Here is a 23043-nt window from a genome sequence, read left to right as displayed (position 1 = left end):
GCGTTCCATTCGCAATGACATTGTGTAATTAATTCTGTCCTAGTACTTACGCTAACGTAATTCGTAATTGGGGAAGAAGAAAAACTTCTATCAATCACCATTACACAGCAAATTCCGGCTCTTCTCCCGTCATCGCTTTGAGTTTAGATGTGAAAGATTCAGAGCGATCGCTCCTTTGGGGCATAAACTGTCCAATTGGTGGGTTATTAGCACTTTCTGGCAGCATTTTTGGCTGTTTTTCTGGAATCAAACTTCCTTGAGAAATCAGCTTTTGACTAACAACTGTCGCTAATTGCCGCTTGCTAATATCTGGAGCTACTTTAAAAGAAGGAGATGTTAAAACGCGTCCTTCCTGCCCACTGCTTGCTAAAGAGTAAGTAGGAATCTTACTTTCTTGGTAAGCAGTCCCAACTTTAGCAGGTAATAATTGAGCATTTTGGGTCGGTTCAATCGGCGGTGCTTGTGGTAACTGTGGTAAAACAGGTGGAGATATTTTGGTTAAGCTTTCCGGAAATTTGCTGCAAATCAGGCGTTCAAATTCCATGTTGAAATGATAAATCACCTGTTCCCGCCGGAGCCAAAAAGTTAAAATTTGTTGTACTGATATTGCTTTATAACGACCTTGATACAGTGCTTCAATCACTGCTAAGTGTAACCAATGCAGTGGGTATTCTCGTCGCCAGCTGTTAATTAATTCACTGGCACTATACCCACTCAGTTCAAAACTATAATGAACTAATAATTTAGCGGCTAATTCGGCGGAGGTGTCTGGGGCTGTTGTTAGCATGGGGCTGTTAGTTCCAGGCAATAGGTATAAATGTTTCACCCATCGCATCTAGCCTAGCGTATTTTTGGCTACATGAGTGTTTTTCTCACCAGCTGCAAATTTGATAGGCAGTGTTTTTCATTCTACTGGTCAATTGCTGATATGCAAAGTAATATAGCAGAACTTGAACGCGGGGACACGTCCTCGTCACATCAGTCCTATATAGGACGAATTAATGGGTTTAGTCCGTTTTAAGGCAACTAATGCCTGATATATCATAGCTGCAACTTCAGCCCGTGTAGCATCTCTTGTTGGTGCAAGTAGCTTGGGATCTGGATAATTGACAATCATTTTCTGTTGGGTAGCAGCGGCGATCGCACTGCGGGCATATTCAGGAATCGACTTTTTATCGCTGTAAGCTATTGAGACGCTGTTATCAGCTGCTGGTAATCCCAATCCGTTCACTAGGGAAACAATCACTTGTAGCCGTTGGACATTTTGATCGGGGCGAAAGGTGCGATCGCTAAATCCGCCCACAAAACCACCTCTAGCTGCCATTTGAATGGCTTTCGCTGCCCAAAAATCTGGAGGTACATCTGTAAACTCTGTGGCTTGACGTTTGGCTGTGGGGTTAAAGGCGGCCGCGACTAAAGCTGTATATTGGGCGCGAGTCATGGGTTTATCTGGTTGATAACTCCCATCTGCAAAGCCTTGGGTTAGACCCATACTCACTAAAGCACGGATAAATGGTTCAGCCCAATGTCCCACTAAATCGGAAAAGGAGGGAATTTCAGTTTCTGGTTTGACAATATAGGCAGAAGAGATGGCTTCGACTTCACCTCTAGCGACTAAAGCCTGATAAATTAAAGCTGCCACCTCAGCACGAGTAATTTCTCGTAATGGTTCTAGTAATTCTGTTTGCGGGTAATTAACTACTAATAATTTTTGCGTAGCAATTGTCACTGCATTGGTCGCATAACTGGGAATTTGAGCGCGATCGCTATACACCGTTAATCCATTGGGATTCCCACCTGTCAATTTTAAACCATTGACAATTGATACTATTGCCTGAACCTTGGCTAAATTTTGCCCTGGTCGAAATGTCCCATCAGGAAAACCACTGAGAAAACCTGCTTCGGCTGCACTGGCAATAGCTGAAGCTGCCCACAAATCAGTTTTTACATCTTTAAATTTATCTAATTTATCACTAGTAAGTAGTTGAAAAGTTTTGGTAATTAAAGCAGCATATTGAGCGCGGGTAATTGGTGTGGATGGTTGAAAAGTACCATCAGGAAAGCCGCTAATTAAACCTTTGTTAACTAAAGCTTCTACAAAAGCTGCTGCCCAATGGCCATCTAAGTCAGAAAAACTGCTGCTAATTCCCACTTGACTAGGCGTTTCTGCTGTAGCAGCCATAAATTTCACCAATCCCTTGATCTGACTAGGATTTAACAAATTGCCTACAGAAGTTAATGTTTGGGATGATAAATTTTGGACATCAAATTCACCTTGATCTCGAAAAATATTATCAGCGGGATCTTGGGCGCGACCTAAGTCAGGAACAGCGTTACCATTTACCAATAAACCACCTTGGCTATTTTTGGTAATCAGATTTCGCCGTAGTACGGGGGTGGCATCACGAGAAAGTGCGATCGCTATCCGGTTTTCTGAAAGCTGATTATTTGCCACCAGCGGGGCAGCAAAATCACTAATTGCGATCCCTATAGGGTTATTTTGAAAACTATTCCGCAGCACTTCCCCCTTGCTATTACGTGCCATCATTAACCCACTGGACAGATTCTGCACAAACAGATTATCTAAAATTGCTGGTTTAGCATTACCTGTCGTAAATATTCCTTCTCTTCCACATTTACTGAAAGTATTATTAACCAAAGTTGGTGCTGTTGACTCAATCCAAATACCTGTACCCTTAGTGATGGAATTAGTCACAGTTACACCTAACAAACTGGCATCACCTAGCAATAGCATGGTGATATTTTGTAGACCAAAACTAGGACTTTGATACTCACCACCTCCAAAAATCACAATTCCCTGACCTTTATTCGCTTCGTTACCTACTACCAGCATCTGTTCAGGAATAATCAAGGGAAACAGTTCACCACTAGCTGTACTGTAAGTTCCTGGTGCTAAGTGAATAATTGCAGATGTGGTAGTCGCTTTGAGGGCGCGGGTAATAGTTTTAAAAGGGCTTATCCGGGAGCCAGTATTAGTATCATTCCCTGTTACAGGGTTTATATAGATTGTGATAACAACCATAATTTATACTTTGTAATTTATAATTTATACTTCATAATCTATGCTTTTGGCTTGTATTTACGCTTAATTCTTCACCCAGCAAGCTACCACGAAACCGACAAAAATAATTACAGCAGATTTCCGGTTGCCGGAGGGACAGCAGTTAAGAACACTAGCATAGAAAAAGAGAGTTCCCTGTTGTATGAATTATCACCGTCTATACAATGTGACAACTGTTTCATCTATTTAGTTTTGTCAGGTTTCAGAATTTTTGCATCTGAGCATTTTTAGACTAAGTTTGATAGACATGATCGAAAATGTAAACAGTTTTAGATTTTTCCCTATTCCCCAATAACTGGAAAAAAATGTCAATATTGTGAATGTTAAATTGCGATCGCTCACATTTAAATGATAGAAGTTGAACATCTCAGTAAAATTTACGGTTCCACCTCAGCCATTAGTGATGTCACCTTTAAGGTCGAACCAGGAGAAATCCTCGGTTTATTAGGGCCAAATGGCGCAGGTAAAACCACAACCATGCGAATTTTAGCCGGCTATTTACCTGCAACCAAAGGAACAGCCAAAATCGCGGGTTATGATGTCCATGAAAATTCCCTCGCAGTCCGGCAAAAAATTGGCTATTTACCAGAAACACCACCCTTGTACCCCGAAATGACAGTTGAGGGTTTTCTGCACTTTGTAGCCCGAATTAAGGGGATATCGGCAGGCGATCGCTCGAAAAAAGTCATCGCCGCCATGCAACGCTGCAACTTGGAAGAAAAACGCCAGGTCATAATTCGTAAACTTTCTAAAGGCTATCGTCAAAGAGTCGGTATAGCCCAAGCCATAGTTCATGATCCCCCAGCTATCATTCTTGACGAACCAACCGTTGGACTTGACCCCCGCCAAATCATCGAAGTCAGAAACCTAATCAAAAGCCTGGCTGGAACCCACACAATTATCCTCTCGACTCACATTCTACCAGAAGTGAGTATGACCTGTAGCCGCGTTGCCATTATCAATCGGGGTAAAGTCGTAGCAACTAATACTCCAGAAAACCTAATGACACAATTGACCGGTGGATCTGGGTATGCACTAGAAATTACAGGAGAAGTACCTCTAGCCAAACAAGTATTGCAAAATGTATCCGGTGTCATTCTGGTAGAATCAATGCCGACAAGTTCTCAAAACCGCGCTTCTATGCGGGTAATCTCCCAACCGGGAACAGAACCAGGCAAAGATATTGCAGCGGCTTTGATTCGGGCCGGATTCGGTTTATATGAAATGCGCCGAGTCAGCGCTACCCTAGAAGATGTGTTTTTGCAACTGACCACAGAAGAAAAGAATTTATCCCTGGAAGTAGACTTAAAAGACACAGAAGGAGAAGCCGCATAGATGGGTATAGTACTAGCTAATATCATTGCCATTTATCGCCGAGAACTACAAAGTTATTTTGTATCGCCTTTAGCTTATGGTATTGCTGGCATCTTTTGGTTTATCTCCGGCTTATTCCTCGTCATGATTTTGCTAGGCCCAGGAGGCATTTTGCCCACCGTAGCAGCTTATGACATCCAAGGACAACAAATAGGAGTCCCAGTACCGCCCATAGATGTACCTTATGAATTTGTACGGGCATTTTTAGACCGCATGGGGTGGCTGTTATTATTTATCCTACCCATACTTTCAATGGGACTTTACGCCGAAGAACGCAAACGGGGAACATTAGAACTATTAGCCACATCACCAATTACCAATTGGGCTGTAGCCGTCGGGAAATTATTAGGAGTGCTAACATTTTTGATCACATTGATTTTACCCCTATTAGGATTTGAAGCGATCGCACTCAGCAGTTCAAATCCCCCCATGTCACCCATAATTCCCTTACTCGGTCACTTAGGATTAATCTTACTAGCCGCAGCTATCTTATCTTTAGGAATGTTTATTTCCTCATTAACAGACAGCACACTTTTATCAGCAGTCCTCAGTTTTGCAGTCATTATCTTGCTGTTATTTATTGATGCAATCGCCAGCAACATACCCGGTTCTATAGGACAAGCATTGGGTCATCTTTCCTTACTTAAACATTACAATACCCTAGTTCAAGGCATTTTCGATACCAGCGCCTTAATATTATTTGCCAGTTACATTATTTTAGGCATTTTTCTCACCGCCCAATCAATTGATGCACTCCGCTTTCAAAGACGTTAGAGACATGATCTTCTTCTCCACCCAATCACCAATAGACAGCTTCTAAAAAATTCATCCGCATTTATCTACCGTTAATTATTCATTGCCTTATTACAAAATGACCAATAACTAACTAATGATTAAAAAACAAACTTGGAAACTCATATTTTGGCTAGGACCATTCTTCATATCTGTCGGCGTAACAGCAGGTATCATCACCGAAAAATGGGGATTAATTCCCTGCTTATTTTTAATTACAGGTTTCGTAATTTGCCTCCTGTGGATAATCTTACAAAGTCAGCAGAGTAAATGGTGGAAAAACCGTTCAACCCAAACAGGTACAAATGCCTTATTCGCAACTTTAGCAGTATTAACCATTTTGGGATTAATCAACTTTTTAGGTACTCGCTATCACCTGCGGTTAGACTTAACAGATACACAGTTATTTACCCTCGCCCCTCAATCTAAAGAATTACTAAAAGCCTTACCACAACAAGCTAAGGTCTGGGTATTTGCTAGAGATAAATATCCTCAAGACCAAGAATTACTAGAAAATTTTCAGCGTCAAAGTCCAAAATTTAAATTTGAATATATTGATCCTCAAATTAGACCAGGATTAGCAGAAAAGTTTGGTGTTAAAGATTTTGGTGAAGTGTATCTAGAATTTGAAAAGAAGCGGCAATTAGTGCAGACAGTCAATGAAAATGAACGTCTTTCAGAAGTTAAGTTAACTAATCGCCTCCAACAAATCACTAGCAACACTACCGCACAAGTTTACTTTCTCCAAGGTCACGGCGAACACCAACTTACACCAGGTAAAGGTGCAATTTCCCAAGCAATTCAAGGATTAACAGATAAAAATTTCACCGCTGTACCATTAAATTTAGCAGAAGTTTCTCAAGTTCCTGAAGATGCATCTGTCGTGATTTTAGCCGGTGCAAAACGAGAGTTATTTGCAGGTGAAGTTAAAGCCTTACAAGACTATCTTAATCGTGGCGGTAACTTACTGTTGATGATTGACCCCAATACCAATCCTAAAATTGATAGTTTGCTAAAAGATTGGGGCGTGGTATTAGATAATCGTTTGGCTATTGATATATCTGGACAAAGTTTAGGACTTGGACCAGCAGCACCTCTAGTCACAGAATATGGACAACATCCTATTACTAAAGATTTCGGTAATGGTATTTCTTTTTATCCCCTAGTCCGACCTTTACAAATTACTCCGGTTTCTGGTATTGAATCTATTTCTTTACTCAAAACTAAACCATATCCTAACAGTTGGGCAGAAAGTGACCAACAAAATGAAAAATTAGAGTTTAATGAAGGTAAAGACCTCAAAGGTCCTCTAACTTTGGGTGTGGCTTTAAAAAGAAATTTACCAGTCCAAGTTGTCCCAACACCAACACCAACAACTTCACCAACACCAACACCAACAACTTCACCAACTCCAACAACTCCAACAACTTCACCAACTCCCACAACTTCACCAACTCCCACAACTTCACCAACACCAACTTCACCAACTCCCACAACTTCCCCAACTCCAACAACTTCCCCAACTCCAACAACTCCAACAACTTCACCAACTCCCACAACTTCACCAACTCCCACAACTTCACCAACTCCCACAACTTCACCAACTCCCACAACTTCACCAACTCCAACAACTTCACCAACTCCCACAACTTCCCAAACTACTCCTAAAGAATCGCGGTTAGTAGTATTAGGAAACTCAGATTTTGCTACAGACGGCTTATTTGAACAACAATTAAATGGAGATGTATTTCTTAATTCAGTCACTTGGTTAAGTCAACAAGACCAGCAACCTCTTTCAATTCGCCCTAAAGAACCGACAAATCGTCGCATCACCATGTCAACGACTCAAGCAAATATTTTAATAATATCTTCCTTGCTGCTTTTACCTTTAATTAGTTTAACAACAGGCGGTATTATTTGGTGGAAACGAAGATAGATATTAGTTACTGAGGAGGGGAGACGCGGGGACGCGGGGACGCGGAGAAAATGACCAATCACCAATCACCAATCACCAATCACCAATCACCAATCACCAATCATCGATGACTAAATGAAACGCAGCACTTTAATTTTGATACTTTTAGCCCTAGGTTTGGGTGGTTTTGTTTACTTTTTGGAAATTAAAAATGCAACTCAGCAAGAAGAAACTAAAGAACAAAAACAGCAAATTTTCTCTTTTGCTGCTGATGATATTCAATCATTAACAGTAACCACAAAAGACATTAATTTGAATCTAGAACGTAGCAATAAACCTGAAGAACCTAAGTGGTTAATCAAATCGCCAATTTCTGAACCTGCAAATGATGCTATTGTTTCATATTTGCTGGATTTATTGGTAAAAGGTAAAAGCGACAAAAATCTATCAACTCAAGTTAGTCAACTCCAAGAATTTGGTTTAGATAAACCCCAAGCAACTATTGATATCAAACTCAAAAATCAGCAAACCCATCAGTTAATTTTAGGAAATACTAATTTTAACAAGAGCTTTTTATATGCTCAAATTGATCCCAATACTCAACAAAATGGTAAGATAAATCTATTGTTAGTATCTCCAGATTTTAGCAATGCGGTAAATCGTCAATTATCAGAGTGGAAACAAATAGAAAATAAAAGTGAATCACAGCCTTTACCTAGTCTTACTTTACCAACACCCACAAATAGTAAATAACTGATATTTATCTAAATGAAGTCAACAGCAACTTTACTGATTTCCTGTCCAGATCAACGGGGATTAGTTGCCAAAATTGCCAATTTTATCTATGCTAATGGTGGTAATATTATCCATGCCGACCAACATACAGATGCTGCTGCTGGGTTATTTCTCACCCGTATAGAATGGCAGTTAAAAGGGTTTAATTTACCCAAAAATTTGATTGAACCAGCATTTAATGCTATTGGTCAACCTTTAGGCGCTACATGGGAATTACACTTTTCTGATACTGTTCCCCGTCTAGCTATTTGGGTAAGTAAACAAGACCATTGTCTTTTTGATTTAATTTGGCGACAACGCGCTAAGGAATTTATTGCTGAAATTCCCATAATTATCAGCAACCATCCTGATTTACAGGGAGTAGCGGAACAATTTGGGATTGAATATCATCATATTCCCATTACTAAAGATAATAAAATTGAACAAGAATTTAAACAACTAGAATTATTAAAAAAATACAATATTGATTTAGTTGTTTTAGCAAAATATATGCAGATTGTTAGCGCAGATTTTATTAAACAATTTCCGCAAATTATCAATATTCATCATTCCTTTTTACCTGCTTTTATTGGTGCTAATCCCTATCATCGAGCTTTTGAAAGAGGTGTAAAAATTATTGGCGCAACAGCACATTATGCTACTGCTGATTTAGATGCGGGACCAATTATTGAGCAGGATGTGGTGCGAGTGAGTCACCGTGATGAAGTGGATGATTTAGTCAGAAAGGGTAAAGATTTGGAGAGAGTTGTGTTAGCTAGGGCGGTAAGATTGCATTTACAAAATCGCGTTTTAGTGTATGGAAATCGTACTGTTGTCTTTGAGTAAAGGAAATAGTCACAGATGATATCTAGAGGACAGTAAAAATGTAGACTTTCATGAAATACTAGTCCTGTGGATGTCTTATTCCTAACGATAGATGAAACAGCTAAAATCCCGTTCTCAAGACTTACGAAGCTTATTTGAGAACAGTATCACCATAGAATATGTAGCCGAACCATTAAAAGCTGTAACGGCTGACGCAGATGTAACAGAAGTAATAAATTGGATGCAGTTACAGGATTTTGATGTGGTGGGGGTAAAAACAGGAGATATTATCAGTGGTTATGTAGAAATTACAACCTTACTAAAAAGCGAATTTGGAAAATGCAGCGACTATCAACGGGTATTTCATCCTCAAGAATTAGTCGCTATTTCCACCCCACTAATGAAGTTGTTTCCTATTCTGAAACAAACGCCAAGATTATTTGTATTAGACTGTAATAAAGTAAGTGGTATTATTACTTGTGGTGATTTGCAAAAAGCCCCAGTCAGAATGTTACTATTTGGCTTGGTGACGCTGCTAGAAATGAATCTGTTACGACTAGTAAGGCTTTATTATCCTCAAGATTCTTGGCAAAAAGTCCTCAAACCTGACCGTTTAGAAGCTGCTCAAAAGTTATGGCGTGAAAGTCAAGAAAGAAATGAAGCTACAGATTTATTAGATTATTTGCAATTTTGCGATAAACGAGAATTGGTATTGAATCAACCAGAACTTTTTCAGCAATTAGAAATGAAATCAAAGCGGTTTGGTGAAAGGTTCCTTAAATCGGCTGAACATTTGCGAAACCGTTTAGCCCACGCTCAAAGTTTAGTTAGTGGTTCCTCTTGGAAAGATTTGATTTCCTTAGCTGAAGACCTGGAACGGTTGTTAATTAGATGTGAAGAAATTGAATAATTATCAATCAATATCTTCGCTATTTTTTGTAGGTTGGGTGTAAGGATTCAGGTAAGGTGATAAGATCCCCGACTTCTGACATCAATTTATAATTTGTGGACACAATAAATAAAAGAAGTCGGGGATCTGGGTATGAAGGAGTGCTATGGCTGAATACTTACGGTTGGGTTAAGCGACAGCGCAACCCAACTTACGAAGCAAGGCTTTTTTCAATTTGGTGAAGGTATCGTACCAATGTATTCTCATTGCGATCGCACAACAGCTTACTCCAAACCCTCCCAAAAATGTCATCATAGTAAAGGTGAAAACATCCAGGAGACAAAACTACGGTTTACGCACGCCCTTTAGCCCGGTTAATTGAACAACTGCAACGCCTACCAGGAGTTGGTCCCAAATCCGCCCAGCGTCTAGCTTTGCATATTTTAAAGCGCCCAGAATCAGAAGTAGAAGCCTTAGCACAAGCCCTGATTGATGCAAAAAAACAAATAGGCTTGTGTCAAGTTTGCTATCACCTCTCGGCTGAACCTGTATGTGAAATCTGCCGCAACCCCAACCGTGACCAGACAACTATCTGTGTAGTTGCAGATTCCCGTGATGTGATTGCACTGGAAAAAACCCGCGAGTATAAAGGTAAATATCATGTTTTGGGTGGGGTAATTTCCCCAATGGACGGTATTGGTCCAGAACAATTAACAGTCCAAGCTTTAGTAAGACGCGTTAGTCAGCAACAGCCCAAAGAAGTGATTATGGCTATTAGTCCCAGCATAGAAGGGGAAACAACCACATTATATATAGGACAGCTATTAAAACCATTTACTAAAGTCACACGCATTGCTTTTGGTTTACCTGTGGGTGGTGATTTAGAATATGCTGATGAGGTGACTTTGGCTAGAGCAATGGAAGGACGACGAGAATTAGATTAGATAGAGCATCTGACGCACCTCAATACTTGTCGGTTAAGCTCAAAAAATAGAATTAAGTAGGTTGGGTTAAGGAACGCAACCCAACATTTGTAAGCATTTGTTGGGTTGCACTATCGCTTAACCCAACCTACAAAAATCGTTAACCGAACAGTATTGTGACGCACCTTACCAATGTGCCAGTTCCATAAGTCCTGTTTGTGAAAAGTCTTATCTCCAGAGACTAAAACTAACCTTGTCTACAAGCGATAAAGTAGGTGTAGATTAAAGCAGTAACTATATTGAGGAATAAATCTGTATGGCAACTTACCAAGAAACCTTAACTTCTGATCAATCAATTGATGAACTCATTGCTGAAACTACTAATATCACCCATGTCGAAGTAATTGAAAGCGTCATTGGCACTCTCGAACAAGATAACAGTGCAATGGTTAGCCACAGTGAAAACGGTGCTTATCTGTGGAAATTTAAATATGGCAGCGTCGAAGTATTCGTACAACTCACAGGTTCCAGTGATGAAGATACTATCACAGTGTGGTCTGCGGTGTTGAAGTTACCAGCCAAAAATGAACCTAAATTAATGCGCCATCTGTTAGAGTTGAATTGCACAAGTACCTTTGAAGCTCGTTTTGGCATTATTGAAAATCAGATAGTTGTTATCTCGACACGCACTTTAGCAGAATTGTCACCTAGCGAAGTTTCCCGCATAATTACCATTGTTGCCACCATAGCTGATGATAATGATGAAGCTTTGGTTGATGAGTTTGGGGCAGCATAGGCAAATTTAGATTTTGGATTTGGGATTTTTAGATTGGAATCTACAGCATTGCAAAATAAGCAGGTTTGGCGACTAATTCCGTTACTAGAAACTGCTGGTAATATCCAAATGGCAATTGACTACTGGTTACTAGAACAGCACCATTTAGGAAAACATCCTCCAACTCTGCGGTTTTATACTTGGTCGCCACCTGCAATTTCTCTAGGCTATCATCAAAAAAAATATCCTGAATCTTGGCAAAATTTAATCTGGCAAGGTGAGAAAATCGATTTAGTCCGCCGTCCTAGTGGTGGAAGGGCAGTGCTGCACCAAGGCGATTTAACCTATGCTGTGGTGACATCTGGAATCATAGGCAGTCGTCTTCAAGCTTATGCAAAAATTTGTGAGTTTTTGATTCAAGGATGGCGATCGCTTGGCTTAGAGTTAAACTATGGGCAAGCTGGGCGCGGTTATATCCACAATCCTAACTGTTTTGGCACTGCGACTGGTGCAGATTTAGTTTTAGCAAATGGTTCTAAACTCATTGGTAGCGCCCAACTCCGGCGAGGTGAAGCAATTTTACAACATGGTTCAATTCGCTTAAATCCAGATTTAGATTTATTTGGTCGAGTATTTGCTCAAAAGTCTTTTACCCCAAGTCAACTTCCCCAAAATCTCAACATAGAAACGATTATAGAAGCTTTAATTATCGCAGCCTGTGATTGTTTTAATATGCAAATAGAAGTACAACCACTTTCTGAAACTGAGTGGGAAGCAATTTCTGCACAATCTAATTTGATGAATTGAATTTATTAGCCAAAATAAAAATTAGCCAAAATAAAAAGCGCCTGGGAGTGTTACCGTGTTTCCACCCCAAGCGCTTTTTATATTCAACATTGCTCCTCACACAAATAGACTATATCACTAGTTAAATAAAAGCGCAAGTATTTTAATCAAAATTTTTATATTAGTAATTTTAATATGTCCTTTAAGGGGAAAATAAAAAGCGCCTGGGAGTGTTGCCGTGTTTCCACCCCAAGCGTTTTTCGTTTCAACTTACTCCTCACACAAAGCTCAAATTATCACTTTTCAATTAAAGAATAAGTATCTTAAGTGCCACTTTCACAACTGCACTAGTCTTAGGGAGATGGGGAGAATAACATATTCCCTATTCCCTATTCACTGTCACCTGTCACCTGTCACCTGTCACCTCTTAGTGTAAAAAGTGACGAACACCAGTCAAAACCATTAATAAACCCAGTTCATTAGCAGCTTTGATGGAATCTTTATCACGTAAACTGCCACCTGGTTGAACAATAGCAGTAATTCCCGCAGCGGCAGCGGCTTTGACGGTATCATCAAAAGGGAAGAATCCATCACTAGCGAGAAATGCACCTTGAGCTTTTTCTCCAGCTTGTTCTAAAGCAATTTTTGTGGAACCGACACGGTTCATTTGTCCAGCACCTACTCCCAAGGTAGTGCGATCGCTACTGATGACGATAGCATTTGATTTGACGTGTTTACAAACTTTCCAGGCAAATAGTAATTCGGCTAATTCGCTAGAAGTGGGTTGACGTTCGGTGACAATTTGCCATTTACTGGGGTCAGCAATGATGTCATCAACTGTTTGAACAAGGAAACCACCAGCGATCGCTTTCACCGTTTCTTTTATTCCACTCTGCAAATCTGGTAAAATCAAAATCCTGACGTTACCTTTTTTAGTGAGAATTTCCTGCGCTTCCTCATCACACTCAGGTGCAACCACGCATTCTAAAAATGTCTTCGTTAATTCTGTCGCTGTCGCCCCATCAATAGAACGGTTTAAAGCCACAATCCCACCAAAAGCCGAAGTAGAATCAGCATTAAAAGCTTTTTGATAAGCTGCAAAAATTGTATCTGCCTCAGCAGTACCACAGGGATTAGTATGTTTGATAATTGTCGCTGCGGGACTTTCCGTAAATTCGGTAATTATTCGCCGTGCAGCTTCCAAATCTACCAAATTATTGTAGCTGAGTTCCTTACCTTGGAGTTTAGTTGCAGCTGCCCAACCTGTGGCTGTAGTTCCCGTTCGATACCAAGATGCGGGTTGGTGTGGGTTTTCACCGTAGCGTAAAGCTTGGATTTGTGTTCCCGAAAGAGTGTATTCCTGTGTTTGCTTGCCAGCGAGATAGGCAGCAATGGCATTATCATAACTAGAAGTATGCAAAAATCCCTTTAACGCACATTTTTGGCGAAAATCTAGAGACGCTTCCCCATTTTGGCGTAATTCTTGCAAATACTCATCATATTGATCAGGATTGCATAATACTGTCAGGTGGGCAAAGTTTTTCGATGATGCCCTTAACATAGCTGGTCCACCGATATCAATTTGCTCAACCGCCTCAGCTAATGTTACACCCGGTTTAGCGATCGTTTCCTCAAAAGGATAAAGATTGACGACAACTAAATCAATGGGACGAATTTGATTATTTTCCAAATCAGTCACATCTTCCGCCACATCTCGTCTTGCTAAAATACCCCCATGAATGCGGGGATGTAGAGTTTTGACACGACCACCTAAAATTTCCGGTGAACCTGTATATTCAGAAACCTTTGTCACCGGAATCCCGGCATCTTTCAGCGTTTTGGCTGTTCCACCACTACTGATGATATCAAAGTCAAATTCTTCAACCAAGCTACGGGCTAAGTCAATAATACCAGTTTTGTTAGATACACTCAGCAGGGCTAGACGCGCCATAATTCCCCAGTTTCCTTTCGACTACAAAATTGCCAGCAGAAAACCATTTTACCCAAAGGAGACAAGAGATATCGTGTCCAGTTGAATACTTATCATTAGGCCTGACGCGGGGACGCGGAGATGGGGAGACGCGGTGAGGTGGAGAGGTGGAGAGGTGGAAATTCATTTGTGGGTTTAATTAAGTGAGTTGATATAAGACCTCGACTGATATCTCTAATTCAGTAATTCAGGCGCTTATCTTTCAGGTGAGGTTTAACTCCAGTTGAAAGGTTACCCCCGTCACCGCGTCTCTTCCTCCCCTCATCTCTTTCTTCCCCGTGTCACCGCGTCCCCGCGTCCCCGTGTCTCTTCTCCCCCTCACCGCGTCTCTTCTTCAACAAAAATTGGGGCGCTCCTTAGCACCCCACCTATGCAATCATATCAACCGTAAACCAATAATCCGAAGTTTTGGCAATTTGGCAGACAAAAATTTTCTGTTACCGTTTTAATGGAAATATCAACAAAGAGAACGGGGCCTTTAAGATTGTTCCCAGGGACGGATTGGCGCCAACCCTTAGAACTCTTACCCACTCGCCAGTTGTTGTTGAAGTACTGTACAACGTCCCTATATGTTGCAGCAGTAAAATAAACAGTGCTTTGTCGCCGCTTCACTACAACTGGCTAAAAATCTCATAATAAACATACGAATGTCTAAGTGGTTTATCCAATGGACACCTCCAAGGATTGATAAAAAATATGTCAATGGTCATTGATCTTGGCCTTTTTTGGTTTTGCGGAAAAATTCCTGAATAACGGTAGTTAGTCATTAACTCTTAATCACGCAACATTTGGGAAATAATTTTGTCGGCTTGCAGTCTCTGATAAGTTAAGCGGATAATGCTGGCAGAATCGAATAAACCACGAACATAGCAAGCAAAACCTAAGGCATCCAACAACATTAAGCTATTAACACCTTCTGTGGCTAGGGATGAGATAAATTCTGTCACCCCCATAGCACTGTTGTCTACTGGCATGGCGGATAGTAAGAATTCAAGACAATCAGCTGATACAATTGTTCCTTCTAATTCTCTGGTATCAGACGTTAGGCGAACAATACCAGCCATGATCTGATTTGCGGTCATACCTTCTTCCATCAGAAGGACAAATAAAGATGCCAGATTGTCTGGAGTGTGTTTATCGAGTTTAATATTCATAGTGCTGACATAATTACGTGTAACAATAAACATAAATTTTTGTGCATATCCGGAAAAAATTTAGCAAATTTTTTTACTGTCGGTATGTGGGACTATGGTACTCCATCAAGGCTCAATTGCCGAGTTAATAGGGGCTGTAGAGGTAAAAATATCTCTTTTGGCAGATATTAAATAACAGGGAAACTTATAAGCGTTAATTTCCGTCAAAATTTAAAAATTTGACCCAAATGGGAACTTTTAACTTTTAAGGGAGAACAAAGCGGAGTAACTAGACCCAAAATTCAAGGTTTCAATCCCTATTTATGAAAAGAACTCAAAAATACTACTAGGAAGCATAACAGCAACCTAAATTTGAAAAAAAATTTAATGAGCCAAAAGTTGGTTCAATGGCATATGCATCAACGTGTTAAGTCAGGTTTATTTGCGGTTATCATTGTCCTGAGTATGATTACTGTGGTGATACTATCGTTACCCTTAAAAGCTCAGACCGCTTCTCCCCAAGGTACAACATCAGAGTTACGGGGGGTGTGGTTAACCAATATTGATAGCGATGTTTTATTTGAGAGCGATACCTTCGGTGGGCGCAGCCAACGCTTGCAAAAGTCTTTACAACGCCTAGATGATCTTAACTTCAATACTGTTTATCCGACTGTTTGGAATTGGGGATACACACTTTACCCTAGCAAAGTCGCAGCTAAAGTAATTGGTAAATCTCTAGATCCCGCACCGGGATTACAAGGACGAGATATGCTCCAAGAAATTGTCACTGAGGGACATAAACAGGGCTTAACGGTCATTCCTTGGTTTGAATTTGGCTTTATGGCTCCTGCTGATTCCCTTTTAGCCAAAAATCGTCCCCAATGGCTGACTAGCCGCAGCAACGGCAGTAAAATTATCAAAGAAGGTACACATGATCGCGTTTGGCTCAATCCTTTTCGTCCCGATGTACAACAATTTATCCAAGATTTAATTGTCGAAATCGTTAAAAACTACGATGTTGACGGGATTCAATTTGATGACCACTTCGGCTTACCATCAGAATTAGGCTATGATGCCTACACAGTAGCACTTTACAAAAAAGAACATCGTGGTAAAGCGCCCTCCAAAAACTCGAAAGATCCAGAATGGGTGCGCTGGAGGGCGAACAAAATCACCAACTTCATGAAGCAGGTATTCACAGCTATCAAAGCTAATAAAAAAGACTGTATAGTTTCTGTTGCGCCTAATCCCCAGCGGTTTTCCTATGAATTCTTTTTAGCAGACTGGCAGAAATGGGAACGCATGGGAATAGTCGAAGACTTGGTTTTGCAGATATACCGCGATGACTTAAATGTGTTTATCAGCGAATTAGAATATCCAGAAGTGAAAGCAGCCAAAAGACATATTCCTGTAAGTATTGGCATTTTAAGTGGGTTAAAAAATCGTTCTGTACCCATGTCACAGATTCAGACACAAGTACAGAAAGTGCGCGATCGCAATTTTGCCGGAGTTTCGTTCTTTTTCTACGAAACCCTCTGGAACATCAGCCAAGAAAAACCGGAACAACGTCAAGCTGGTTTTGAGAAAATCTTCCCTAAACCAACAACTTATCCTAATTTACTCGCAGGCTGGAAACCTTAATCAATTAAAAATTAAAAATTCAAAATTCAAAAATAGAATTCTTCATTTTGAATTTTGAATATGAACAAAGTCACTAAGTAGGCAAAAAGAAATCAAAGGATGTTAAACGATGTAACAAATTCTGAAATTCGTTCGTAGTCAGGGCTTTAGCCCTGACTAAAAACCTGTAATTATTTACGTTACTCTACTGATTACCCCAAGGCGGAAATAACTGATCATTAAAAATCTCTAAAAGCTTGTTTAATCTGCTTTTTTAATTTTTAATTTTTAATTTTTAATTCCGCCCTGCGGTACTAGCCGCCGATTCCCAAACGCCCAGCTAAAGCCGGAGTTAGGGGTAAAAGGGTACTAATCATCAAAAACAGGGCTAAAAGACCTAAAGCGGCTCTAGCGTCGTCTGGTTCAGTTACCTCATTCAAGCTGGGGCGTTCTAAATCTCGTTGTAAAAACAAAATCACAATCGCCCAATACATGGCCAAAGGATTACCCAGAGACACCAAGCCCAGCAAAATTAAAGTCGCAAATGTCGCTCTTCCTGCGGTTTTGCGTCCATAAATAGCCTGGACAACCCGCCCACCATCTAATTGTCCAGCTGGCATTAAATTCAATGCCGTAATCACCAAACCTAACCAACCAATAATAACTAGGGGATGGACATTAACTAAGGGCGCTTTGACGGCTGCACCCAGCACAACCCGTGCTAAACTTCCCACTAAAATTGAACCCTGGAAAAACTGATTGGGTAATTGAAATAAACTACCTGGGTGGGAAAGCAGCAAACCTGTCACCAACATTATCAAAGAAACGATACCGCCAAAGGCAGGCCCAGCCAAAGCAATATCAAATAACGCCTTACGGTTAGGTAGTAGGGACTCAAACCTGGTAATTGCCCCAAAAGAGCCGATTTGCACTGCCGGGAGGAAAAAGGGTAAGCTGAGGCGGACTTGGTGTCGTCGCGCCATGATCCAATGACCGATTTCATGAACAATCAAAATCGTAAATATCCCCAAACCTATAGGTAAAGCTTCAGGAAACCTTGATGGATTGGAAAATAAATCAAAATTCAGCAATAATCCCGCCGCTTCAAAATTGGTGGCAATAGTTGCTACCAAAAGAATCACCGCAAAGACTTTCTGTGGTAACTGCATCGGACGTGGATCTGTACGGCTGGGGAGAACAATCATTACGGGTTTATCGTCTGTGTTCTCCACTAAAAACAGGCGATATTTATCACCTAAACGTTCTTGCAGACTTTTTGTCAGCCGGTTGTGAACTTCCTCTGGTTCTCCCCGCAAATTGCCTTTGAAAATTACTCCTTCTTGATAGGGGATGGTTTCTGTGGCAAAAAATGTGTCAATCCCGAAAATACCCTTAATGGTACTCAAATCTTCTTCGGGTATTGTCATTGCGTCCAGTTTTAGTTCTGCAACTAGTACTTCACTGTTGGCATTTGCTGGTGAATTTGCTTCCTGTGAAGCATTAGCAGCAAGTCTTTCCGTTGCCCGTTGTTTGAGAATGGCATCTTGCCCAGCGTTGCGTAACTGTCTACCTAAAAAGATGTAGATTCCAGTAGAAGCCACGAGCAATAACAATATACCTACTATATTGATGTAAATCCCAGCGGCAAACAAGCCAAAGAACAGCAGCCAGGGAATCATTAATACCACCGACTGTAACCAGGCTAAGATTCCCAGTTTACCAAAAGGTCTGGCGCGATAAAAGCCCCAAGCCAAAATGCCGAAAGCGACCAGCACCACTGCCGCAATTATAGGAGTTTCTGATGAATTCAACATCTGTAAACCTTCGCTATTGAGACTAAGCCAGAACAAGTCCGGTTTTTTAGATACATTAATTAATCTATAACGTAAGAGTGTTCAGTTAAGCCTAAAAATCAACATTCTTCTGTACTGGTAGCTGAGTAGTAGGAATTTCAATGATAAATTCAGTTCCTTCTCCTAGAGTAGAATGACAAGATAAGTTGCCATGATGTTTATCTACTATAATTTGGTAACTAATCGAAAGTCCTAAACCTGTACCTTTACCCACATCCTTGGTTGTAAAAAATGGGTCGAATAATTTGGAGATAATTTCTTCAGAAATTCCCATGCCGTTATCAATGATCCGAATAGCTAATCTGTCACTATTAATCATTTCAGTAATCACATGAATTTGTTTGGGCTGATGATATAAATCTGCTTCTTCTAAAGCATCAATAGCATTACTTAAAATGTTCATAAACACCTGATTTAGTTGACCAGGATAACATTGAATTAATGGCAAATTTCCGTATTTTTTAATTATATAAATTTCCGAATTCTTTGATTTTGGCTGCAAACGATGGTGTAAAATCATTAAGGTGCTATCAATACCTTCATGAATATTTACTCTTTTAATTTCGGCTTCATCTAAACGAGAAAAATTTCGCAATGAAAGTACAATTTCTCGAATCCGATCAGTTCCTAGACTCATAGAATTAAGAATTTTTATTAAATCTGTTTTCAGAAAATCTAGTTCAATATCGGCAATTTTTTTTTGAATTTCTGCTGGTGGTTCAGGAAAGTATTGTTGATATAATTCAATCAGACTTAAAAATTCATGAATGTAGTCACTGGCTGGTGAAATATTGCCATGAATAAAGTTAATTGGATTGTTAATTTCATGGGCAATCCCAGCAACCATATTACCCAGTGAAGACATTTTCTCACTATGAATAAGTTGGATTTGTGTCTGCTTGAGATCCCGTAAGGTATTTTCTAGGTTTTTGGCTTGTTTTTGTAAGATTATTTCTGCATTTTTCCGTTCTGTGATATTTGTTAATACGCCTATAATTTGTTTGACTTGACCATTATTATTACGATTGAAAATAGTATCTCGACTATATAACCAGCAGTATTGTCCATTGGCTTGTATCATCCGATATTCAATTTCTAAAATTTCTCCATCTTCAGCATTGATAAAGCGTTGCCAATGTGCTTTAATTTTTTCTAAATCTTCTGGATGAGTAATTGTAGATATTAAATCTGAACCCATCTGTTGAATTTCTTGCTTAGAGTAGCCAAGCAAATTAATAACTTCTTTATTGGCGTAAACATTCCGTTGTTCTTCTAAATCAAAAATATAGAGGATATTAGGAGAGGAATCGGCCATGCGTTGGATAAAATGCTGACTTTCTTTCAGTGCTTCTTCAGCTTGTTTACGCTCTGTAATATTTGTGCTTGTCCCCACTAAACGATAAATTTTACCATCACTGGATTTAAGAGGATTGAGCGTCGTTAGCCACCAAGTCTGTTCATTTTTAATATTGATAAATTCTTCATAGCTAATGCTTTCACCAGATTCTACACAAGTTTGATAGCGTTGACGTACTGCTGCACCTTCTATTTCTCCATGTAGATATTCCGGCTTTTTGCCAAGAATATCTGCTTGACGTATACCTGTTAATTTTTCTCCTGAAGAATTCCAACCTGCATAGGAAAAATCACAATTATCTAGAACATTAACCACAAAGATAATTTCCTGAACTCCCTCATAAATACTCCGCAAAAATTCTTCTTTTTCTTTTAATTCGGCTGTACGTTTTTGGATTTTATTTTCTAAATTTTCATTGAGTGTTTTGAGTGCTTCTTCGGCTTGCTTACGAGCAGTAATATCTAAAAGTACTCCACAAAAAATAATTTCTCCCTGTTCATTTTTTGTTGGTTTTGAGTCTCCTTGCCACCAACGCATTTCACCATTAGGTTGTACCAGTCTTCCTTCATAGTGCCAAGGGGTAGAATTTTCTAGGGCTTCAATGACCGAACTCATATAACTATTAAAATCTTCTGGATGGACAAGAACAAAAAAGTTATTTAGATCTTGCATTATTTCACTGGCTGTAATTCCTGCCAATTGCCGGATGAAGTCGCTCATATAATCTACTTTCCAAACACCATTGCGGTTGGTGAATTGGAAAATTGCTCCAGGCATATTAGTGGTAATATCTCTTAAGCGTCTTTCACTATTAGCTAAGGCTATTTCTGCTTGTTTGCGAGTGGTGATTACCTCAGTAATGATGATAATTCCACCAATGTCAGTAGAATTTTGATACCAAGGACGTATCTCCCATTTTACCCATTCAGTTGTGCCATCGGATCTTTGAAGATACTCTTCTTCACATTGTTCAATTGCGCCGGCTAGACAACGTTGGTGAATTTCTCGCCAAGAGGGGGAAATTTCTGGGAAAACTTCATAATGACAGCGGCCGATAATTTCCTCATCTCCCAATCTGTAATCTTGTCGCCAACGACGACTTGCTAATACATAACGCATTTGACGGTCAAAGATAGCGATCGCCGCGGGTGTATATTCTATAAATAAACCCATCTGCTCCTGGTTATAACCCTGAGAGGTTGATAACTGACCCTGACTTAAACTTTGTACTAGCTGACGTAATTCTACTAGTTCCTGTTGTAGAGAGTCATAAGTATTTTTATTGACAGTGATAAAATCACTACTCATAGTCTTGTTGTTTGCCTATTCAGGGTCTGAGATTGACTCTAATACCACAGAGCGGTATTAAAAATTAAAAATTAAAAAAAGCAGACTACACAAGCTTCTCATAAATTTTTAATGGTTGGTTGACAGACTACTATGGAAAGCTACAGTTATAAGAAGAGAATAATTCACCTTTCGGTAGATTGTAAAGAATTATAAATACTGTATATTGGATGAGCTAACACATAGTTTTTTTTAGTGCATCATACCAAATAAGTAATTTTAATATCCATGCACATAATCCAGATGGAATTTTAATTACTTCTTCCTTCAATTCTCTATAACCTATGACATCTCCTGAGCCTCAAGCAGATTTTCCAGATATTCCACAACCCTCATTTGAGCCACCAAACAAATCACAGCGGTGGCTACGTTTGTTATTAGCTCTAGTATTAATACTTGGGGGTGGAACGGCTATAGCGTGGAAATTGCTAACTCCTGAAAAACCGAATCCAGCAGCGGCTAATGCTCCACCACCGGGAGTAAAAGTAAAACTATCGGCAGTGCAAGCTGGCACAATTGAGGATAGCACAGAATACATTGCTAGTTTAGAATCTAGGCGTTCAGTCAATCTCCAACCCAGAATTCAAGGTCAAGTTGCTCAAATATTTGTGAAGTCAGGAGATACAGTTGCTTCTGGGACTGCAATTCTGCAAATAGATTCCAGACAGCAACAAGCCGCAGTGAGTAGTTTATCTGCTGCTGGTCAAGGTTCTCAAGCACAATTAGAAAATGCTCGCTCTACTCTCAAATCTCTGCAAGCTGAACGATTAGCAAATGTTGCGGATGTGCGATTAAACCAACTAGATTATAATCGCTATTCTGAATTAGCTGCACAAGGAGCGGTATCTCGTCAAACTGAAGATTTATATGCCAATAAACTGGCGACAGCAAAAGCCCAACTTGGGGCGATAGATTCCCGAATTCAAGCCCAATTAGCTACTATATCCCAAGCTGAAAAGTCTTTAGAACAAGCTGATGCCAATATTAGACAACAACAAGTCCAACTTCAATATTATAAAATAACTGCTCCCTTTACGGGAACTGTTGGCGATATTCCTGTGAAAGTTGGGGATTTCGTCAATACTTCCACACCATTAGCTACTATTACTCAAAATCGACCTTTAGAAGTTAAAATTCCTATCCCACTGGAAAAAGGTACTCAATTACGTCAAGGATTACCAGTGGCATTAATTAACGCCCAAGGTCAAACTATAGCCAATAGTAGTATATTCTTTATTTCTCCCAATATTACCAATAACTCTCAATCAATATTAGTTAAAGCACTATATGATAATTCCGAAGGACAGTTGCGAGCAGATCAAATGATTCGGGCTAAAGTGATTTGGAATCAGCGTTCAGGAGTTCGGATTCCTGCTACAGCAATATCTCGAATAGCTGGGGAAACTTTTGTATTTGTGGCCGAAACAGAGAAATCTCCTAACGGTGTTTCTCAATTAATAGCCAAACAAAAACAGGTAAAGTTAGGCAATATCAAAGGTAATGATTACCAAGTAATTGAAGGATTAAAACAAGATGAACAACTGATAGTTTCAGGGGTACAAAATCTCAGAAATGGAGTACCAATAATTCCTGAGTGACCCGGCAAAT

17 protein-coding genes are annotated in these 23043 nt (G+C 39.8%); 11 read left to right on the top strand and 6 right to left on the bottom strand.

All coding sequences use genetic code 11. The features are described from left to right. Positions 1-100: 100 nt before the first annotated feature. Entirely contained in the window at positions 101-787 is a 687-nt protein-coding gene (locus ANA7108_RS0119675) for a hypothetical protein (protein WP_016952536.1), read from the bottom strand. Positions 788-973: 186 nt separating this feature from the next. Continuing rightward, on the bottom strand, positions 974-3043 hold the full coding sequence (locus ANA7108_RS0119670) for an S-layer homology domain-containing protein (RefSeq protein WP_016952535.1): 2070 nt from the start codon (positions 3041-3043) through the stop codon (positions 974-976). A gap of 387 nt (positions 3044-3430) precedes the next feature. Here ANA7108_RS0119670 and ANA7108_RS0119665 point away from each other — a divergent pair, with 387 nt between their 5' ends. The 9 genes from ANA7108_RS0119665 to ANA7108_RS0119625 all read left to right on the top strand — a co-directional run bounded on the left by ANA7108_RS0119665 (position 3431) and on the right by ANA7108_RS0119625 (position 12156). After that, the gene (locus tag ANA7108_RS0119665; protein ID WP_016952534.1) at positions 3431-4417 is read left to right on the top strand and encodes an ABC transporter ATP-binding protein; all 987 of its coding nucleotides are present in this window, start codon (positions 3431-3433) and stop codon (positions 4415-4417) included. Then, entirely contained in the window at positions 4418-5230 is an 813-nt protein-coding gene (locus ANA7108_RS0119660; RefSeq protein ID WP_016952533.1) for an ABC transporter permease, read from the top strand. A 115-nt stretch (positions 5231-5345) separates the two neighbouring features. Beyond that, positions 5346-7184, top strand: coding sequence for a Gldg family protein (locus ANA7108_RS0119655; protein WP_016952532.1), 1839 nt, complete (start codon positions 5346-5348; stop codon positions 7182-7184). 114 nt (positions 7185-7298) lie between these two features. Next, the gene (locus tag ANA7108_RS0119650) at positions 7299-7916 is read left to right on the top strand and encodes a DUF4340 domain-containing protein (protein WP_016952531.1); all 618 of its coding nucleotides are present in this window, start codon (positions 7299-7301) and stop codon (positions 7914-7916) included. A 15-nt stretch (positions 7917-7931) separates the two neighbouring features. Next, positions 7932-8783, top strand: a complete 852-nt coding sequence (gene purU / locus ANA7108_RS0119645) for a formyltetrahydrofolate deformylase (RefSeq protein WP_016952530.1) — start codon at positions 7932-7934, stop codon at positions 8781-8783. A gap of 91 nt (positions 8784-8874) precedes the next feature. Further along, positions 8875-9672, top strand: a complete 798-nt coding sequence (locus ANA7108_RS0119640; RefSeq protein ID WP_016952529.1) for a hypothetical protein — start codon at positions 8875-8877, stop codon at positions 9670-9672. A gap of 365 nt (positions 9673-10037) precedes the next feature. Continuing rightward, complete coding sequence (gene recR, locus ANA7108_RS0119635; RefSeq protein ID WP_237741566.1) at positions 10038-10595, top strand: recombination mediator RecR; 558 nt, start codon at positions 10038-10040, stop codon at positions 10593-10595. 295 nt (positions 10596-10890) lie between these two features. Next, positions 10891-11370 carry a YbjN domain-containing protein gene (locus ANA7108_RS0119630; protein WP_016952527.1) on the top strand — a complete coding sequence of 160 codons (480 nt, stop codon included), beginning with the start codon at positions 10891-10893 and terminating at the stop codon, positions 11368-11370. A 48-nt stretch (positions 11371-11418) separates the two neighbouring features. Further along, entirely contained in the window at positions 11419-12156 is a 738-nt protein-coding gene (locus ANA7108_RS0119625; protein WP_026104318.1) for a biotin/lipoate A/B protein ligase family protein, read from the top strand. Between the two features lie 406 nt (positions 12157-12562). Here the strand turns inward: ANA7108_RS0119625 and purH are convergent, their stop codons facing one another. Beyond that, positions 12563-14086, bottom strand: a complete 1524-nt coding sequence (gene purH, locus ANA7108_RS0119620; RefSeq protein ID WP_016952525.1) for a bifunctional phosphoribosylaminoimidazolecarboxamide formyltransferase/IMP cyclohydrolase — start codon at positions 14084-14086, stop codon at positions 12563-12565. Positions 14087-14898: 812 nt separating this feature from the next. Continuing rightward, positions 14899-15312 (bottom strand): hypothetical protein, encoded by a 414-nt coding sequence (locus ANA7108_RS0119615; protein WP_016952524.1) that lies wholly within the window; start codon positions 15310-15312, stop codon positions 14899-14901. A 333-nt stretch (positions 15313-15645) separates the two neighbouring features. On the opposite strand from ANA7108_RS0119615, the gene ANA7108_RS0119610 reads away from it, so the two are divergent. Beyond that, a complete protein-coding gene (locus tag ANA7108_RS0119610) occupies positions 15646-16899 on the top strand; it encodes a glycoside hydrolase family 10 protein (RefSeq protein ID WP_016952523.1) in 1254 nt (417 codons plus the stop codon). Positions 16900-17192: 293 nt separating this feature from the next. On the opposite strand, the gene ANA7108_RS0119605 is transcribed toward ANA7108_RS0119610, so the two are convergent. Both ANA7108_RS0119605 and ANA7108_RS0119600 read right to left on the bottom strand, forming a co-directional pair. Next, positions 17193-18692: a site-2 protease family protein gene (locus ANA7108_RS0119605; protein ID WP_016952522.1), complete on the bottom strand. Its 1500-nt coding sequence runs from the start codon at positions 18690-18692 to the stop codon at positions 17193-17195. A gap of 91 nt (positions 18693-18783) precedes the next feature. Next, complete coding sequence (locus ANA7108_RS0119600; protein ID WP_016952521.1) at positions 18784-21396, bottom strand: PAS domain S-box protein; 2613 nt, start codon at positions 21394-21396, stop codon at positions 18784-18786. A gap of 323 nt (positions 21397-21719) precedes the next feature. Between ANA7108_RS0119600 and ANA7108_RS0119595 the strand changes: the two genes are divergently transcribed. After that, complete coding sequence (locus tag ANA7108_RS0119595; RefSeq protein WP_016952520.1) at positions 21720-23033, top strand: efflux RND transporter periplasmic adaptor subunit; 1314 nt, start codon at positions 21720-21722, stop codon at positions 23031-23033. Positions 23034-23043: the final 10 nt, after the last annotated feature.

Source organism: Anabaena sp. PCC 7108 (genome assembly GCF_000332135.1).
GTDB lineage: Bacteria > Cyanobacteriota > Cyanobacteriia > Cyanobacteriales > Nostocaceae > Anabaena.
This window is presented reverse-complemented; position numbering and strand designations above follow the sequence as displayed.

Excerpts from the sequence above, each read along its gene's own strand:
- ANA7108_RS0119675 (WP_016952536.1), bottom strand. The coding sequence starts at position 787 with ATGCTAACAACAGCCCCAGACACCTCCGCCGAATTAGCCGCTAAATTA.
- ANA7108_RS0119670 (WP_016952535.1), bottom strand. The coding sequence starts at position 3,043 with ATGGTTGTTATCACAATCTATATAAACCCTGTAACAGGGAATGATACT.
- ANA7108_RS0119665 (WP_016952534.1), top strand. The coding sequence starts at position 3,431 with ATGATAGAAGTTGAACATCTCAGTAAAATTTACGGTTCCACCTCAGCC.
- ANA7108_RS0119660 (WP_016952533.1), top strand. The coding sequence starts at position 4,418 with ATGGGTATAGTACTAGCTAATATCATTGCCATTTATCGCCGAGAACTA.
- ANA7108_RS0119655 (WP_016952532.1), top strand. The coding sequence starts at position 5,346 with ATGATTAAAAAACAAACTTGGAAACTCATATTTTGGCTAGGACCATTC.
- ANA7108_RS0119650 (WP_016952531.1), top strand. The coding sequence starts at position 7,299 with ATGAAACGCAGCACTTTAATTTTGATACTTTTAGCCCTAGGTTTGGGT.
- purU (WP_016952530.1), top strand. The coding sequence starts at position 7,932 with ATGAAGTCAACAGCAACTTTACTGATTTCCTGTCCAGATCAACGGGGA.
- ANA7108_RS0119640 (WP_016952529.1), top strand. The coding sequence starts at position 8,875 with ATGAAACAGCTAAAATCCCGTTCTCAAGACTTACGAAGCTTATTTGAG.
- ANA7108_RS0119630 (WP_016952527.1), top strand. The coding sequence starts at position 10,891 with ATGGCAACTTACCAAGAAACCTTAACTTCTGATCAATCAATTGATGAA.
- purH (WP_016952525.1), bottom strand. The coding sequence starts at position 14,086 with ATGGCGCGTCTAGCCCTGCTGAGTGTATCTAACAAAACTGGTATTATT.
- ANA7108_RS0119615 (WP_016952524.1), bottom strand. The coding sequence starts at position 15,312 with ATGTTTATTGTTACACGTAATTATGTCAGCACTATGAATATTAAACTC.
- ANA7108_RS0119610 (WP_016952523.1), top strand. The coding sequence starts at position 15,646 with ATGAGCCAAAAGTTGGTTCAATGGCATATGCATCAACGTGTTAAGTCA.
- ANA7108_RS0119605 (WP_016952522.1), bottom strand. The coding sequence starts at position 18,692 with ATGTTGAATTCATCAGAAACTCCTATAATTGCGGCAGTGGTGCTGGTC.
- ANA7108_RS0119600 (WP_016952521.1), bottom strand. The coding sequence starts at position 21,396 with ATGAGTAGTGATTTTATCACTGTCAATAAAAATACTTATGACTCTCTA.
- ANA7108_RS0119595 (WP_016952520.1), top strand. The coding sequence starts at position 21,720 with ATGACATCTCCTGAGCCTCAAGCAGATTTTCCAGATATTCCACAACCC.